Raw genomic sequence first — 13,812 nt, forward strand, 5'->3', positions numbered from 1 at the left:
GCGGGGTGGTGATGGGCGGTTCCCACGATGACACCGGATCTCCGGTGTCCAGCGATGCAGTCCGTAGGGCGGCGGCACCGTACTGCCTGCCGTTTCTGGCCATCTACGACATCTGGGTGATCCGGCTGAGTAACCGATTCGGATGGCGGTGCCCCGCGGACACCATGCTCGCCCCATATCACCGCCACGCCGGTCGCCGCCACCTCGAAGTCGGCCCCGGTTCGGGCTGGTATCCGGCCCACACCCGATTCCCCGACGGCGCCGAGATCACGCTGACGGATCTGAACCGAACCTCCCTTGCCTACGCCGCCCGTCGACTGCGCAAGGCAGGACACATCGTGCACGAAACCGTCGCCAGTGTTCTCGAGCCAGCTCCCGACCCGGCCGGAGCGGGTTACGACTCGATCGGCATCAACTTCGTTTTACACTGCGTCCCTGGCGATTTCACCACGAAGGGGATTGCGTTCCCCCACCTTGCCCGGGTGCTCGCCGATGACGGCACGCTGTTCGGCTCCACCGTCCTCGGGGACCACACACCGCACACCAGATTCGGCCGACTTCTCACCACCACCTACCGGCGCGTCGGCGCCTTCAACAACCGCCACGACACCCGAGCGGACCTCGCCGCAGCACTCGACGCGGCGTTCGGCGAGTATCACCTGACCGACATCGGCGACGTCACCCTGTTCACCGCCTCACAACCGCGTCGATAACCGCTCAGCGGTCGACCCGGAGCTGCCATCCTGGTGGACGGGCTCGGCCACCACGAGGTGCAGCGCGAGCACGAGCGGGGAGGAGCTCGAGATGGACGTGGCATGGGATGTGCGGCGGCAGGTGATCGTCGAAGCCGCTGAACTCGCCTACCACCAGGGTGCAGACCTGGGCCCGTTCGAGTGCCTCGGTTGTTTCCAGCCGGCCACCGCGGTCGCGGTCCACACCGAACACACCACGGCACACTTCCGGGCGAAACACCTAGACGACTGCATGATCTCGGGCGACCCCGCCCTGGTTCGCCGCGACGGCGTGCTGGCACCGGGCCGCGAACAGCTCACCGATACCGCCGACTATCCCGCTCGGATGGTCGAACCCGACAAACGCGAGCAGGTCGACCCCGCGGCTGTCGACCCACCGGAGCGGCCATCGACTCGCAACAGACAACGAGCGGGATCCACCGGAGGCGGCCAGGGACGGCGACCGAGCACCGCGACCACGATCCGGCCGTTCTGCCGCACGTTCATCCTCTACCCCAACAACCGGGCCGAACTGTCCATCAGCCTGCCCGGTGTCGACGTAGACAAATACCTCTACGCTTTCAAACGCCTGGACAAGGAAAAGATCACCGCCTACCCGAACCGGCGAATCTTCTACGCCGAGGTCGCCTGGAGCATCGGCCCCGTGCTCACCGACACCGCCGCAACCGTCTACCCCTACGCAGGCGAACGCGACCCCGACGCACCAGCGAAGGTCACCAACCCCTACCGGGTCGTCATCGACTGGTCATCCTGGGACAACCGGCTCCGCGCCAGCCTGCGCCGGGAAATCACCTCCGCCGCCAAACAGGCACGGGAACATGCAGGCAGCTCGGTCCGGTCTTGGATGTTCTTCCTCGCCGACCAGGACCCAGCCGACCACACCACCTTCCACCTCGACCACCACGCCTACTACCGGTTCGCCACAGCCGCCATCACCTACCCGGACAGAACCCCGAGGCCGCGCGGACGCCAGACGACCAACCCGGCGCGGGCGCGACGCCCAGGACGCAGCCCCCGGCGCCGATAGACAACCGGGTGACGACTGTGAGGCGGTCGCCGCCGATCTAGCAGGAGCCCGCTCTCGGCTTCGCAATCGTTCGGTCGGATGCGCAGGTCGCAGAATGTCGGTGCAGGTGGGGAGACTATTGGTGTCCCAATCGTTCGGCCGAGGAGCAAGTGATGGCGAGCACAACAAGGTCTCGATCGGTAACCCATCCGGCAGCAATCTGTCCACGGTGCGGCGCAGAGCTCGGCTCTGCCTTCATCGAACAGCTCGCAGCACCACAGGTCGCCAGAGTGCGCCTCGAACTGGAAGAGGATTTCGCTGCCCGAGAGAAAGCCATGGAGAACGACGTCCTGACACGGGTCCGTGCAGGGATGCGAAACGAGGTCAATCGGCTGCGGAGCCAAGCGCAGCGAAGTAACGAAACCGCGGCAACGGAGAAGCAGCGGGCTCAGGCCGCGACGGTCGCGCTGGCCGAGGCTCAGGCACACCTCGAGCAGATGCAGGCCGCGCAGTCGCGGATGCGAGATCAGGTCACTCGCAGTGAACGCAAACGGGCGCAGCAGGAGGCGGAACGGAGATATCGTCCGGTGATTCTGGAGTACCAGAACCGGGAGAAGCGGGCGCTGGACCAGCTTGCTCTGGCTGAGAGCAAGATTTCGCCGGGGCCGCCACCACAGCCGACGGGAGTCGCCTACCAGCACGCATTCGCTGAGGAACTGCAGCGCCGCTACCCCGAAGATGAGATTTCGGTGATTCGGAACGGTCAGAAGGGCGGTGATGTCCTCCAGATCGTGCGTGTCGACGGCCGAAGCTGGGGATCGATTTTGTGGGAGTGCAAGAGAACGAAGCACTTCAGCTCGGCGTGGATTCCTAAGCTTGTCCGTGATGTCGATCGTGATCACGCCGGTCTCGGGGTGCTCGTGAGCGCATCGATGCCGGCCACGGTGGATGGTGTCGCAATCCGCGACGGCATCCTCCTGTGTGCCGCCGACCTGGCGACGTACATGTCCATTCCGTTGCGGCAGGCTGTGATCGACAACAAACGTCACGCGATGGCGGGCAAGGCCCGTCGTGGGCGTGCCGACCGGTTGCTCGAATACGTCGACCGGGGCGGGTTCTTCGCCCACCTGCAGCGGATCGTCCAAGACGCGCGCGAAACCCTGGCTACCGGGGCCAAGCTGCGAAATCAAGTACACGCTGCTCTCGCCAAGCTGGACCAGCACCAGCAGGACGTGCTCGACCGAATGTTCACCATGTTCGGCGAGTTCGAAGCCGCCGGCGTCGCCGTCCCACCCGCTCTGCACTCAGAACATGTGACCGACCATCGGTCGGCCTCTCCCAACGGCGCACGAAAGGAGAGCCCGTCGACCCGACACCCGAAATCGACGGCCTCCCAGTCTCGGAACTGAATCCGGCGATATGCATTGCTGCGACAGGTCGCCTGGACGGCGGGCGCGCTTGTTCGCAGGGTCGGCCGGTTAATGCGCCGGCAGACCCGTGCGGCGGTCGACTCGTACCCGCAGCCCAGCCGGTTTGAGGGTGATCTGCTCGGCGATGTCGAGGCTGTAGTCACCGTCGATGTGGATCTCGTACTGGTGGAGGATGTGGGCGAGGGCGAGCAGGACTTCGTGGTAGGCGAATTGGCGGCCGATGCAGGCGCGGTGCCCGACCCCGAACGGCTTGTATACGCGACGGCGGTCCAGCTCACGCTGCCGCTGCGGGGCCCACCGGTCCGGGTCGAAACGTTCTGCGTCCGGCCCCCAGGTTTCCGGGTCGCGGTGCGCATACCAGGTGAGCACGAATACCCAATCACCTTGCTGGAAGCGGTATTTGCCGTCACCGATCGTGACCTCATGGCGCGCCTCGCGGAAATAACCGGGCGCGACCGGCCACAACCGCAGCGTTTCATCGACCACCCGCCGCAGATACCGCAGCTTCGCGACGTCCTCGTAGCTGGTTATCGGCCGGTCCCGGCCTGGGAAATGGTCGTCGACCTCGGCGCGCGCTCGTGCCGCGACCTCGGGATTCTTTGCCAGCTCGTAGAGCGCGAAAGCCAGTGCGCCCGCGCTGGTCTCGTGGCCCGCGACCAGGAACGTCAGGATCTGGTTGCGGATATTGGTGGCATCGAGATGCTCGCCGGTGTCCGGGTCGGTGGTGGTGAGCATGCGGTCGAGCAGATCGTCGTGCTGGCCGACGGTGCCGCTGGCCTGGCGCGCGGCGATCACGTCGTCGACGGTTCGGTGCATGAAGGCGATGTCGCGGCGATGCTGCCCGGCTGCGCGCCGTCCCAGGGTGTTCTGCAACAGCGGTGGGAGGTTGGCGTTGCGGTTGATGTAGGTCAGGCCGCGCAGCATGGCCTCGACGAAGGGGTGCGCTTGGCCGGGGGTGTAGGAGAACGAATCGAACGAGTAGCCGAACCCGGTGCGGGCGATGATTTCCAAGGTGAGCCGGTTCATTTCCTCCGCGATGTCGGCGATGTGGTGCGTGTCGCCCCAGGTGTCGAGCAGTTCACCGATGGTGGCGGCCATCGTCTGGTGGTAGGAGCGCATCGCTGTTTGGGTGAAGGCGGGCGCGAGGATGTTGTGTGCTACCGCCCAGGCCGGTTCGTCGTTGCGGGCGGTGAACAGTCCGTCCCGCGCGACTCGGCGCAGCTTGCGCAGGGGCACTCCGAGGTGTTTGGTCCAGTGATGTTCGTCGTTGATTTCGGCGATGAGGTCGGCGCCGGAGACCACGATCATCGGCCAATCGACGATGCGCCGCTCGAAGATCGGCCCCAGCCTTCGGGCGTCCCGCAGCGATGTCTGGGTGGGTTTGGCCACGTTCATGGTGAACAGGTCACCAACAACGGGAAGTCTCCACCTCGGATGCGGCAATGCTGCCGCGTCGTCGCTGCCGGTCCGGGGCGGGCTGATCGCCATCACATCGTGCTCCTACTGGTCGAGGGTGCCGCGCACCGAGCGCTCGAGGGCGTTTCGATCGAGGCGATATGTCGGGCCGTCGGCCACACACCGGCCAGGTCCAGCAGTTCGTTCAGGTCGGTGGTCAAGTCTCGCGGACCGAGCCGAACCGGTTGGAGCTTGGGGCCGGGGTCGTCCTGCTGTGCTCGCCCGGCGTTCTTCTGGTCGATCGCCGCGAGAATTGCCACCGCATAGGACAGCATGCCGTCGCGTTCGGGGCCAGCCGGGTATCTGGCCGCGGTGTAAGGCTTGAGATGCAGGAGAGCGTCGCGGATCTCGACGATCATCCGGTGAAGCCGCAGCGCCGGTCCCACCCCGCCGCCATCTCCGGGTGGAGCGAGCACGATCTCGGGGACACTGGCGGTCAGGTCGCGCCACACGGGCTGCAGGCGGCGACAATAGCGGCTGGTCCGGTCCTGCCCGGTTCTTATGAGGATTGTGCTGATCAACGGCACTGCTACCGCAGCAGACGCGACAACAGTGGCCAAGAAGAAGGTCCAGCCTTTGCTGCTCATTTCCGGGTCCGCAGACGGTTGGCTCTGCACGACGGCGAACCCGGTCTGGAATGGAATTGCGAGCGAACTGAGCCCGAGGCCGGTGGCGAGAACAAGTACACCCAGGTACAGCACACGCTCGCGCAGGAGCGCGTCACCGCGCAACTCGCGGAAGCTGATGCGGGCGATCACCCATGCGGTGATCCCGAGCGGCAGATAGAACGCCACCCACGCGATCACCGCCGGCCAGCCCAATGCCTCGTCGATCAGCTGATCCGCATGGCGCGCGGGGGTGCCGGCGATCAGGATCACCGCGGACGCCGCGAGGGCGACGAGGTCATAGGCGCGCTGTCGGTGCCAGGTATCTGCAGGATTCGCCCCTTCCCACAATTTCGCGATGCCATAGATATACGAGATGGTCACCAGGATTGCCCCGAACGAAGCTTGGCGGCACAGCTGCACCATCTCGGCATCGCCGACGAACCACACGAGGCGCGCGGCCAGGTCTTCGGCCCACGCTTCCCGCAACAGTAGTCCGGCAATCGCTGCCAGCAGAGCCCGGTTGATCAGCCGATCGACGACCTTGTCGCCCAGCAGCCACCACCGTCCGGCGGTGATCGCGATGACCGCAACCAGGACGGGCCAGGCCAGCAGGCCGGGAATCGGCGAGGTCATCGGTGCCGCCCGAGGAAGAACGTGGATCGGAATTGCGAGGGTCGTCGCCGCGGCAAGGTCGCCTCCACCATCACCAACCCGGCGAACGATTCGGCAGCCTGCTCGCGGGCGGTCCCATAGTCCCGGCGCCAGAGAACGCTGCGGATCGACGCCGGATCCAGCAGGGGCATCAATGCCTGCAACGGCAGCACATCACCGTCCGACTCCGGAGTGGACGAGCCATGTCCCAGGAGCATGTGCCCGATCTCGTGGGCGATGATGTGTCCGGCATGCCATTCGGTCTCGGCCCCGACCATGATGATGTCGTCGTGCTCCCGAGCGATCCACAACCCGCTACCGGTCCCGCACCCGGCTCCCGACAACGCATTCGCGTCGATGGGACACACCGTGATCGGCCGTTGCCGATACTCCGCGACCCGCGTCACGTACTCGTTCGGATCCCACGGCCATGGCACCGGCACGATCCGTGCGGTCTCCTGGACATATACTGCCGTGTCGTTCATTGGTATTCATCCCTCCCGGTGGCGTCGCGTGTGCGGCGATCTCCTTCGCATTCGGCGTTGTGTTAAAGCACGGCCCGGTCCCTCTGGTCAGGCTGCGCTGTGGTCTGGAGGCACGAGCCTGGACAGCTCGCGAATCAAAGCGGTGATATCGATATCGTTGCCGCGCAACGCCATATGCCTGACGCCGGCATCGCGTGCCGCCGAGAGCAACCGCAACTGGCGGTCGACGGGGCGCGCCTCGTCAGAGGTACCGGTGAGATACACCGGCAGGACGTGGAAGTGCTGGGCAATCGCCTGCAGCACCGTAGGGTCGACTCCACCGCTCGTGCTGCCGGTCCGCAGCGCGATGATTTCCTCGGCAAGTATGGTCTTGCCGACGATCGCGCTGACACTGCGAGCGACATCTGCCGAGTCTTGCTCGGGTTCCGTGCGAGAGTGGAACGTGCTGAACAGCCGGTTCACCCTCGTCGGCAACTCGATGATCTCGTCGGCCATCGTGGCTGATTGCCGCTGATCGATGGGCGAGCCTTTCATCGGTACCTCCCTGGTTTGCCTGGATGAGACCCGCGCTCGGTCCGCAGGACTCGAGCGCTCATCCGGCGTCCGTCAGAGACTGGTACCGGGAATCAGAACTTCGCCATCATAACAAACGGCTATTCGAGGTGGAAGGTGTTCACATTCCGTCAGCGCGGGAGCGGATCCGGCTGTTCAGGATCGTCAAGCCCGGGATGCCCTGTATCCGTGGGGGCCACCGGGTCGGGTTCGTCAGAGTGCCCTGTCACCCGCAGTTGCAGCACGGCAAGGGCCGGACCCGCGTCAGAGGTTCCGACGATGGCCCCGGTACCGTCAACGACAACCCATCCGCCCCCGCGGCGCCGCAACCGCACATCGTGCACTTCAGCGGATTCGGCCTTGCCGGTGAACACGTCGGCGGCAGCAGCGAAGATGCGTTTCACGTCGTCAGGATGTGGGGTGTCGCGTTGGTCGACCTGCCCTTTCCACTGGACGTCGGGTAGCGGATCGGTGATCCAGCGGATCAACCGCATCTTGGCGATGTCGACCAGCACCATATGGACCTGGGACATGCGAGGTATCGCCGCCAATGCCGCCGCCTCCAAACTTATCCCGGCCATCGGAGTCGAGGTCTCGAACAGCAGTCCACGCCACTTCGCGGGAGGCTGTGGGGGCGTGCCAGCGGCCATGACGACATGACCCGGCCTGTTGTTCTTACCGACCGTTACGGTGACCGCACCGCTCCAGCTGTCGCCCGGTTGCGACGACAGCAGCGCCCTGATCAGCGAAAGCCCGTCTGCTGGTTCGACGAAGCGAAAGATTTCCGGTGCCGTGAGTTGCGAGCGCGGCGTCCCGTCGGTCAGCGCCGCCGGAAACTCCGCGAGCCGCAGGTTCGAGTCCCAGGTGAATGCGAAGGCCGACACCGGCCGCTGCTGTGGTTTCGTCCCGTCGGTACCCAACCACACATGTGCGCCGTGGAGAGTATTGTCCGGCCCGATCACAGGCACGATCCGCGCCCCGACCGTGTGACCGTTGCGCAGGACGCGTTGCGTGGCCGCCGCTTCGGGATGCGACCGCATGTCGGCGATCAGCGCTTCCAGCCATTGTGCAGCCTCGTGCCCTGGGGCTTTGCCGATTCTCAGCTGGTCGGTGACGGCTCGCTCGAAGGAGGTTCGATCTCGGGCTTCGTGACCGCGCGCAACGACGGTGAGCCGACCTGGCTCCAAGGTTTCGATGAGCGTCCATCCGCTTTTCGGCATCGCGTCGATCTCCGAGGTCGCTGTTCCTTCCTGATTGAATCTTTCACCGATCTTAGAACAGCGCGCCGAAACCGCGCTCGAACCGCAGGTCACACGGTGGATACGGAAAGCTCCGCGAGAGCATAGGTGAGCCACGACGGCCGCAACAGATACTGCTCGCGCGGCTTGACCGGTTTCAATACCGGATACTTCTCCAAGACCGCGCGGGCAACATGAACGGCTTGCATCTCCGCCAAGGCGGCACCGATACAGAAATGTCGACCGTGTCCGAATACCAGGTCGTGACGTTCCCGCCGGGCGGGGTCGAGATGAGCCGACCGCAGGGACAAGACCACGGTGTGCCCCCGGGGGATGCGGACCCCGTTGACATCGATGTCGGTCAGCGGGAACCGGCGCAACGCATAGTTCACCGGCGCCACGGCACCCATCACCTTCCGCACCAGCCGGGCGAACTCCGGCGGCGACCCCAGTAACTCGCGCGCCTCCTCACAGCGGTGCCGGACCAGTTCATCCAGCACCGCAGACGTCAGCGAGGTGACGTTCTCGAATCCGCCGATGATCACAGCGAACGCCAAACTGATCAGCTCGTCCTCACTGAGACGATCCTGCCCGTCGCGGGCGGCGAGCCAGCGCGAGAGCAGATCATCGCCGGGATCGCGGCGCTTGTCGTCGATCACCCCGGCCACCAGCATCAACATCGTCCCCATCGCACCCTGCACCGCCGCGCCTTGCGTCGATGTGTCGATCAGGAACAGAGGCCGGGCCGCTGCACGGAAGGCATCGAGCTTGTCGGCGGGCAACCCGAGCAAGGTACCGATCACCTGCGGCGGCAACGGCTCGCACAGCCCGCCCATCAAGTCGATATCACCAGTCGCCGGCAATGCGTCGACCAGCTCCGTCACGGCAGCCCGCACCACCTGTTCCTGCTCGGCGTGATGTGCGGGCGCGAACGCCTCGGCCGCCAGTTTCCGCACACGCCGATGCTGCTCCCCATCGATATTGAGCAGATTCGCCTCCAACGCCGCAGGCAGGTTCTGGCCCCGGAAGCCGGTGCTGGAGTCGGCCTTGGCCGCCGACATCCGGGGATCGGCCAATAGCGTGGTCACCGCCTCCCATCCAGTGACCACCCACACCGGCGACCCGTCCGGTAGCTCGGCCTCATGCACACCAGGTTCACTGGTTCTGAGATCCTCGTGAAGTTCGTCGACCGCATGAATTCCCGCCGCGAACGGGCACCGCCCCATCTTCATACCCATCAGTGTGCCAACCCATCAGGAGTCCGCCGTGCCGATCACCACCCGTGCCGCCACCGCCGCGGACATCACCGACTGCGCCCACGTACTCGCCGAAGCATTCCGCGACGACCCGCTCATGAGCGCGATCTGGCCCAACCCGCAGCAGCGCCACCGCGCCCTGCCCAGGTACTTCACCGCCTCCCTGCGCCACTTCCACCTCCCCGGCGGCGGAGTTCGCGTCGCCACCGACACCAACGGAGTCATCCGCTCGGTCGCCGTCTGGGACCCACCTGCCCGATGGGACCAACCCGTCAGCACCACCCTGCGTGCCGCACCCGACCTCCTGCCCGCCCTCACCAGCCGCACATTCGCCGCGATCACCGTCCGGCGTACTCTCGATCGACACCACCCCCACCAGCCCGAACACTGGTACTTGGCCAACGTCGGAACCTCATCCGCACAACAGGGACAGGGCTACGCCACACGCCTGATCACCGATCTCCTGACATCGCGTCCCGGCACCCCGGCCTACCTCGTATGCACCCGGGAAGACAACATCCCCTACTACCAACGACTCGGGTTCGCGACCGCTGAAAGCTTCCACCTACCAGTAGGTGCCAGGCCCACCATGTGGGCCATGACCATCAACATGTGAAGCCGCCAGCCCCGGAGTCGGGGCGAGAAGACAACAAGCCAGCCGGAGAAACCGATTGCCCGATGCGAGGCGCCGGGCTGATCTCAAGCGCCCTCGCCCCTGGCCGGCGCACAGTTGCCACTCAAGGCCACAACCATCACACCACTCTGCATCCCCGCGCCGAGGGTGTGCTTCGACCGCCGCGACACAGGGCCTCCGGACATGCCACTACGTCGAAGCCGACTGTCCCTCTCGGCCGTCGGTGGAGTGGTTTACGGGGGTTGGTGTGTCCAATTCGGGGCCGAAATCGAGGAGTTACCTGTGGAGACCGCCTCGGCACCACCTTGGTGTCGGTGGACAGATCTGGACAGTGGAGGACCACCGTGAACCGACCCGACCCTCATATCGGAGTGAACCTGCCATCTGGGCACGACCCGATCGGCTCGTTGACCGAAGCCGCTGCCGAACCCGTGCCGGCGGGAACCGATGAGCCGCACCCGGCTCAACTTTCGACCAACCGAGACGAACATCGTGATAGGCAGGCGAAGCCACGAGCGCTGCGCGTTTCTGTACGTGACACCCGCCGAGACCCTCCCGATACCCGCAGGCTTGCTCGTCTGCTGTCCAGCTTCTTGACCACGGCAGACGAGTCACGCAATGAAGACGCGGCAGAAGCTCCGGAGAATTCCTCAATCCTGGATGAAACTACGCAATTCCACTCCAATAAAAATGCTGCCTGAAATCCCTCGATTCGCAAATTTGACAGATCTCGAATCAGTGCCACAAGGGGAATATATAACCCTCTGTTGAATCATAATAATATTGATCGCGATAATACCGCGATGTCGAGAATAAGGAATCAGCATGGTGAGCGCGTATGTAGGTCCGGGGAACGATGCGGATGACGAATTGACATCCGAACTCCCATCATTGCCAGCACCGTTGAAGGCGGGCGATCGTGCTGTCATCTACCTACGTGTATCATCGCCAGGGCAGGTCAAGACCGACTATGACCCCGAAGGCATATCCATTCCCGCTCAACGTGTCGCCTGCCAGAACAAGGCAAATCAACTCGGCCTGACCATTGTCGATGAATATATCGAGCCGGGTCGGAGTGCGACTGAAATGTCGAAACGAGTCGAGTTTCAACGATTGCTCGCTCGAATTCGAAACCATCAAGACGTCGACTACGTCATCGTCTACAAACTGTCTCGTATGGCCCGAAACCGGTTCGACGACGCCATCGTCATGGCCGACCTCCGCAAGCGAAACGTCACCCTGGTCTCCGCCACCGAATCCATCGATGATTCGCCGGTCGGCCAGCTCATGCACGGCATCCTCGCCACTTTCAACGAGTACCAGTCCCGCGAGTCAGGCGCCGACATCTCCTACAAGATGGGTCAGAAGGCACGCAACGGCGGCACGCTCGGCCGTGCCCGGCTCGGGTACCTCAATGTCTTCGATCGGTTCGACGGCCGCGAGATCCGCACCATCGGTGTGGACCCCGAACGCGCTCCGCTCGTCCGGCTCGCGTTTCAGCTGTACGCCACCGGCGACTACACCCTCGACGAGCTATCCGAGGAACTCTACGACCGCGGGCTGCGCACCCGGCCGAGCCATCGCCGTCCCGCCCAACGGGTTTCCAGAAACAAGCTCTCGCAGATGCTGCGCGACCGCTACTACCTCGGCTACGTCATCTACAAGGGCGAGGAGATGCAGGGCCGACACGAGCCGCTGATCGACGAGAACCTCTTCGACAACGTCCAAGAGATCCTCGAATCCCGCACCAACGCCAACGAACGCCGACGAGTCCACCACCACTACCTCAAAGGGTCACTGTTCTGCGGACGCTGCCAGCGGACCGGGACCGTCGGGCGGATGATCATCCAGCGAACAACCAACCGACACGGCAACGAATACCTCTACTTCTTCTGCCGCAACAAACAGAAGGGCACCTGCAACGCGCCCCACATCAACGTCGCACTCGTCGAAGACGCCGTCGAGGCGCACTACGCGACGATCCGATTCCGCAGCGACTTCATCACCAGCATCCGCAACCAGATCGCCGAAGCCATCAACGCTCAAGAGACCGCCGATCGGCTCCTCCAGAAGCAACTGACCACCGAGCTGCAGGCACTCGACGCCCAGGAAGAGAACCTCATCGACTTGGCCGCCGACGCCACCCTTCCGCAGCCCAAGATCAAAGCCAAGCTCCGCGACATCGCCCACCAACGGCGACGGCTGACCGAACGCCTGGCAACAACGACCGAAGACCTGTCATCCAGCGCCCGACTCATCGAAGCCGCGCTCACACTGCTGGAGAATCCCCAAGAACTGTATCGCCGCTGCAACGAACAGCAGCGCCGCCTGTTCAATCAGGCAATCTTCCAACAGCTCTATATCGACGATGAGCAGATCAACGGCCACCGCCTGCACGACCCCTTCGGACAGCTACACGCCGCCCAACGGGCACAGACAGGAACATGCGGCGCAACCCGGCACAAGACAAGCCGGGATACTCCTGGATCAGGCAACGCCCAAATGAAGGGAGGAGTAGGGGTCCTACTCCAGGGCGTTCATTCAGCCCTGGGTTCTAGTAGTGACCCTTTGGTGGAGCTAAGGGGAATCGAACCCCTTGAGAATCGGAGGTTTTTAGCCCCTGACCTGCGGCTGAGTGATTCTGGAGAATCTTCGGCGTGTGTTCGCGACCAGGCGATTTACGCTCGGTTGTTGATGTCATCAACAGGCATGGAACCGGCGGCGGGGGAGGTGCTCGCCCTCGCCGTCCCGGACGAGCACCTCGCCGACGGGCTGCTGCGCTGCCTCGCGCACCGGTGGGCAGACCGCCCCGACCACCGCGACGAGTGGGCGCTGTGACCTCTCGCGTCGAAACCCCTGTCGGACCCTCGAGCCATCCTGAATGAATGCGCCAGGAGTACGAGTACCGCGGGCGGATCATCCCGGACCGGGAGCTGGTGCGCGCCCGAGTCGGCGTGGTGGTCCTGATGCTGCCCGACGGGTCCTGCGTCGAGCCCACGCCCGTGCACTGCCCCGCCGGACACCGGTTACGCATCGACCGGATCGGGTGGACGCCCTGCCACACCGACACCCGTGGCGGGCACCGCACCAGCCTGTGTGAGTGCGGCGCCGAGTTCTGCGACCCACCGCTGGACGAGCCAGTGTGCAAGTGCCAGCGGCGCTGAAACGCCGAAGCCCTGCCGCAGCGTGCGCTGACAGGGCTCGGGTGTCTTTCCTAGAGACGTATCGAGTGTGGGTCACACAGGAACGTCCTCCCGGCGGATGTCGTACCGAGAAACGGCTGACATCCTCTCGGCCACCTTCTCCCATCCCTTCGTGCCGCCACCCGCCGCATGGATCGCGGTCCGCATGGATGAGACGACCTGGCCGACCACGCCGGTGTGGTCGGCCGCTCGCACTGCCATCGAGAACACCACGCGCGGCTCGCTGTAGTCCACGAACGCGTCAGCGTCGGTGACGCCGTCCAGCTTGTCCAGCTCAACCAGCACCGCTTCGAGGTGCTCCTCCAGCTGAGGCCGATCTACCCCCGTCGGCGGCGTAGCCGAGAACTCTACGTACCAAGTAGTAGTCATTGCCCATCCCAGCATGTTTGGTTCTCCAGCCACGTCCTCCACCTCTTGGCGTAGTTCGGACCGGAAGGTGTGCAGTGTATCCATCTCAGGTGCTGCCCGCATGGGCAGCTTGCGCGGTAGTAAGTGTTCTTCTGCACTGTCCAGTGTGCAGCCTCAAGGTCACGAATCAGCTT

At 64.5% G+C, this 13,812-nt stretch carries 14 protein-coding genes; 7 read left to right on the forward strand and 7 right to left on the reverse strand.

Annotated features, from left to right (window positions below; all coding sequences use genetic code 11):
• Window positions 1–44 precede the first annotated feature (44 nt).
• The 3 genes from OHB21_RS13925 to OHB21_RS13935 all read left to right on the forward strand — a co-directional run bounded on the left by OHB21_RS13925 (window position 45) and on the right by OHB21_RS13935 (window position 3,167).
• A complete protein-coding gene (locus OHB21_RS13925; protein ID WP_324192314.1) occupies window positions 45–713 on the forward strand; it encodes a class I SAM-dependent methyltransferase in 669 nt (222 codons plus the stop codon).
• A gap of 91 nt (window positions 714–804) precedes the next feature.
• The gene (locus tag OHB21_RS13930; protein ID WP_195142586.1) at window positions 805–1,779 is read left to right on the forward strand and encodes a hypothetical protein; all 975 of its coding nucleotides are present in this window, start codon (window positions 805–807) and stop codon (window positions 1,777–1,779) included.
• 269 nt (window positions 1,780–2,048) lie between these two features.
• Window positions 2,049–3,167: a DUF2130 domain-containing protein gene (locus OHB21_RS13935; protein ID WP_195142585.1), complete on the forward strand. Its 1,119-nt coding sequence runs from the start codon at window positions 2,049–2,051 to the stop codon at window positions 3,165–3,167.
• 69 nt (window positions 3,168–3,236) lie between these two features.
• Here the strand turns inward: OHB21_RS13935 and OHB21_RS13940 are convergent, their stop codons facing one another.
• The 6 genes from OHB21_RS13940 to OHB21_RS13965 all read right to left on the reverse strand — a co-directional run bounded on the left by OHB21_RS13940 (window position 3,237) and on the right by OHB21_RS13965 (window position 9,409).
• Complete coding sequence (locus OHB21_RS13940; RefSeq protein ID WP_195142584.1) at window positions 3,237–4,676, reverse strand: cytochrome P450; 1,440 nt, start codon at window positions 4,674–4,676, stop codon at window positions 3,237–3,239.
• Window positions 4,676–5,884, reverse strand: coding sequence for an MAB_1171c family putative transporter (locus tag OHB21_RS13945; RefSeq protein WP_195142583.1), 1,209 nt, complete (start codon window positions 5,882–5,884; stop codon window positions 4,676–4,678). The genes OHB21_RS13940 and OHB21_RS13945 overlap by 1 nt, the downstream gene beginning before the upstream one ends.
• Window positions 5,881–6,387, reverse strand: a complete 507-nt coding sequence (locus tag OHB21_RS13950) for a hypothetical protein (protein WP_195142582.1) — start codon at window positions 6,385–6,387, stop codon at window positions 5,881–5,883. The genes OHB21_RS13945 and OHB21_RS13950 overlap by 4 nt, the downstream gene beginning before the upstream one ends.
• Before the next feature lie 87 nt (window positions 6,388–6,474).
• The gene (locus OHB21_RS13955) at window positions 6,475–6,921 is read right to left on the reverse strand and encodes a hypothetical protein (RefSeq protein ID WP_195142581.1); all 447 of its coding nucleotides are present in this window, start codon (window positions 6,919–6,921) and stop codon (window positions 6,475–6,477) included.
• A gap of 149 nt (window positions 6,922–7,070) precedes the next feature.
• Window positions 7,071–8,252 (reverse strand): GAF domain-containing protein, encoded by a 1,182-nt coding sequence (locus tag OHB21_RS13960; RefSeq protein WP_328439063.1) that lies wholly within the window; start codon window positions 8,250–8,252, stop codon window positions 7,071–7,073.
• Window positions 8,249–9,409 (reverse strand): cytochrome P450, encoded by a 1,161-nt coding sequence (locus OHB21_RS13965; RefSeq protein ID WP_195142579.1) that lies wholly within the window; start codon window positions 9,407–9,409, stop codon window positions 8,249–8,251. Before OHB21_RS13965 ends, OHB21_RS13960 begins: the two co-directional genes overlap by 4 nt.
• A gap of 34 nt (window positions 9,410–9,443) precedes the next feature.
• Here OHB21_RS13965 and OHB21_RS13970 point away from each other — a divergent pair, with 34 nt between their 5' ends.
• The 4 genes from OHB21_RS13970 (at window position 9,444) to OHB21_RS13985 (ending at window position 13,231) form a co-directional block, all read left to right on the forward strand.
• On the forward strand, window positions 9,444–10,049 hold the full coding sequence (locus OHB21_RS13970) for a GNAT family N-acetyltransferase (protein ID WP_324192313.1): 606 nt from the start codon (window positions 9,444–9,446) through the stop codon (window positions 10,047–10,049).
• A gap of 362 nt (window positions 10,050–10,411) precedes the next feature.
• The gene (locus OHB21_RS13975; protein ID WP_195142578.1) at window positions 10,412–10,768 is read left to right on the forward strand and encodes a hypothetical protein; all 357 of its coding nucleotides are present in this window, start codon (window positions 10,412–10,414) and stop codon (window positions 10,766–10,768) included.
• Between the two features lie 124 nt (window positions 10,769–10,892).
• Window positions 10,893–12,905: a recombinase family protein gene (locus OHB21_RS13980; protein WP_328439066.1), complete on the forward strand. Its 2,013-nt coding sequence runs from the start codon at window positions 10,893–10,895 to the stop codon at window positions 12,903–12,905.
• 47 nt (window positions 12,906–12,952) lie between these two features.
• A complete protein-coding gene (locus tag OHB21_RS13985) occupies window positions 12,953–13,231 on the forward strand; it encodes a hypothetical protein (RefSeq protein WP_328439068.1) in 279 nt (92 codons plus the stop codon).
• Between the two features lie 72 nt (window positions 13,232–13,303).
• Here the strand turns inward: OHB21_RS13985 and OHB21_RS13990 are convergent, their stop codons facing one another.
• Complete coding sequence (locus tag OHB21_RS13990) at window positions 13,304–13,723, reverse strand: hypothetical protein (RefSeq protein WP_195126618.1); 420 nt, start codon at window positions 13,721–13,723, stop codon at window positions 13,304–13,306.
• Between the last annotated feature and the right edge of the window lie 89 nt (window positions 13,724–13,812).

This window comes from Nocardia puris (genome assembly GCF_036051655.1).
GTDB classification, from domain to species: Bacteria; Actinomycetota; Actinomycetes; order Mycobacteriales; family Mycobacteriaceae; genus Nocardia; species Nocardia puris.

Coding starts and splice junctions, on each gene's coding strand:
- OHB21_RS13985 (WP_328439068.1), top strand. CDS start 12,953: ATGCGCCAGGAGTACGAGTACCGCGGGCGGATCATCCCGGACCGGGAG.
- OHB21_RS13965 (WP_195142579.1), bottom strand. CDS start 9,409: ATGAAGATGGGGCGGTGCCCGTTCGCGGCGGGAATTCATGCGGTCGAC.
- OHB21_RS13980 (WP_328439066.1), top strand. CDS start 10,893: ATGGTGAGCGCGTATGTAGGTCCGGGGAACGATGCGGATGACGAATTG.
- OHB21_RS13990 (WP_195126618.1), bottom strand. CDS start 13,723: ATGGATACACTGCACACCTTCCGGTCCGAACTACGCCAAGAGGTGGAG.
- OHB21_RS13945 (WP_195142583.1), bottom strand. CDS start 5,884: ATGACCTCGCCGATTCCCGGCCTGCTGGCCTGGCCCGTCCTGGTTGCG.
- OHB21_RS13950 (WP_195142582.1), bottom strand. CDS start 6,387: ATGAACGACACGGCAGTATATGTCCAGGAGACCGCACGGATCGTGCCG.
- OHB21_RS13955 (WP_195142581.1), bottom strand. CDS start 6,921: ATGAAAGGCTCGCCCATCGATCAGCGGCAATCAGCCACGATGGCCGAC.
- OHB21_RS13930 (WP_195142586.1), top strand. CDS start 805: ATGGACGTGGCATGGGATGTGCGGCGGCAGGTGATCGTCGAAGCCGCT.
- OHB21_RS13940 (WP_195142584.1), bottom strand. CDS start 4,676: ATGGCGATCAGCCCGCCCCGGACCGGCAGCGACGACGCGGCAGCATTG.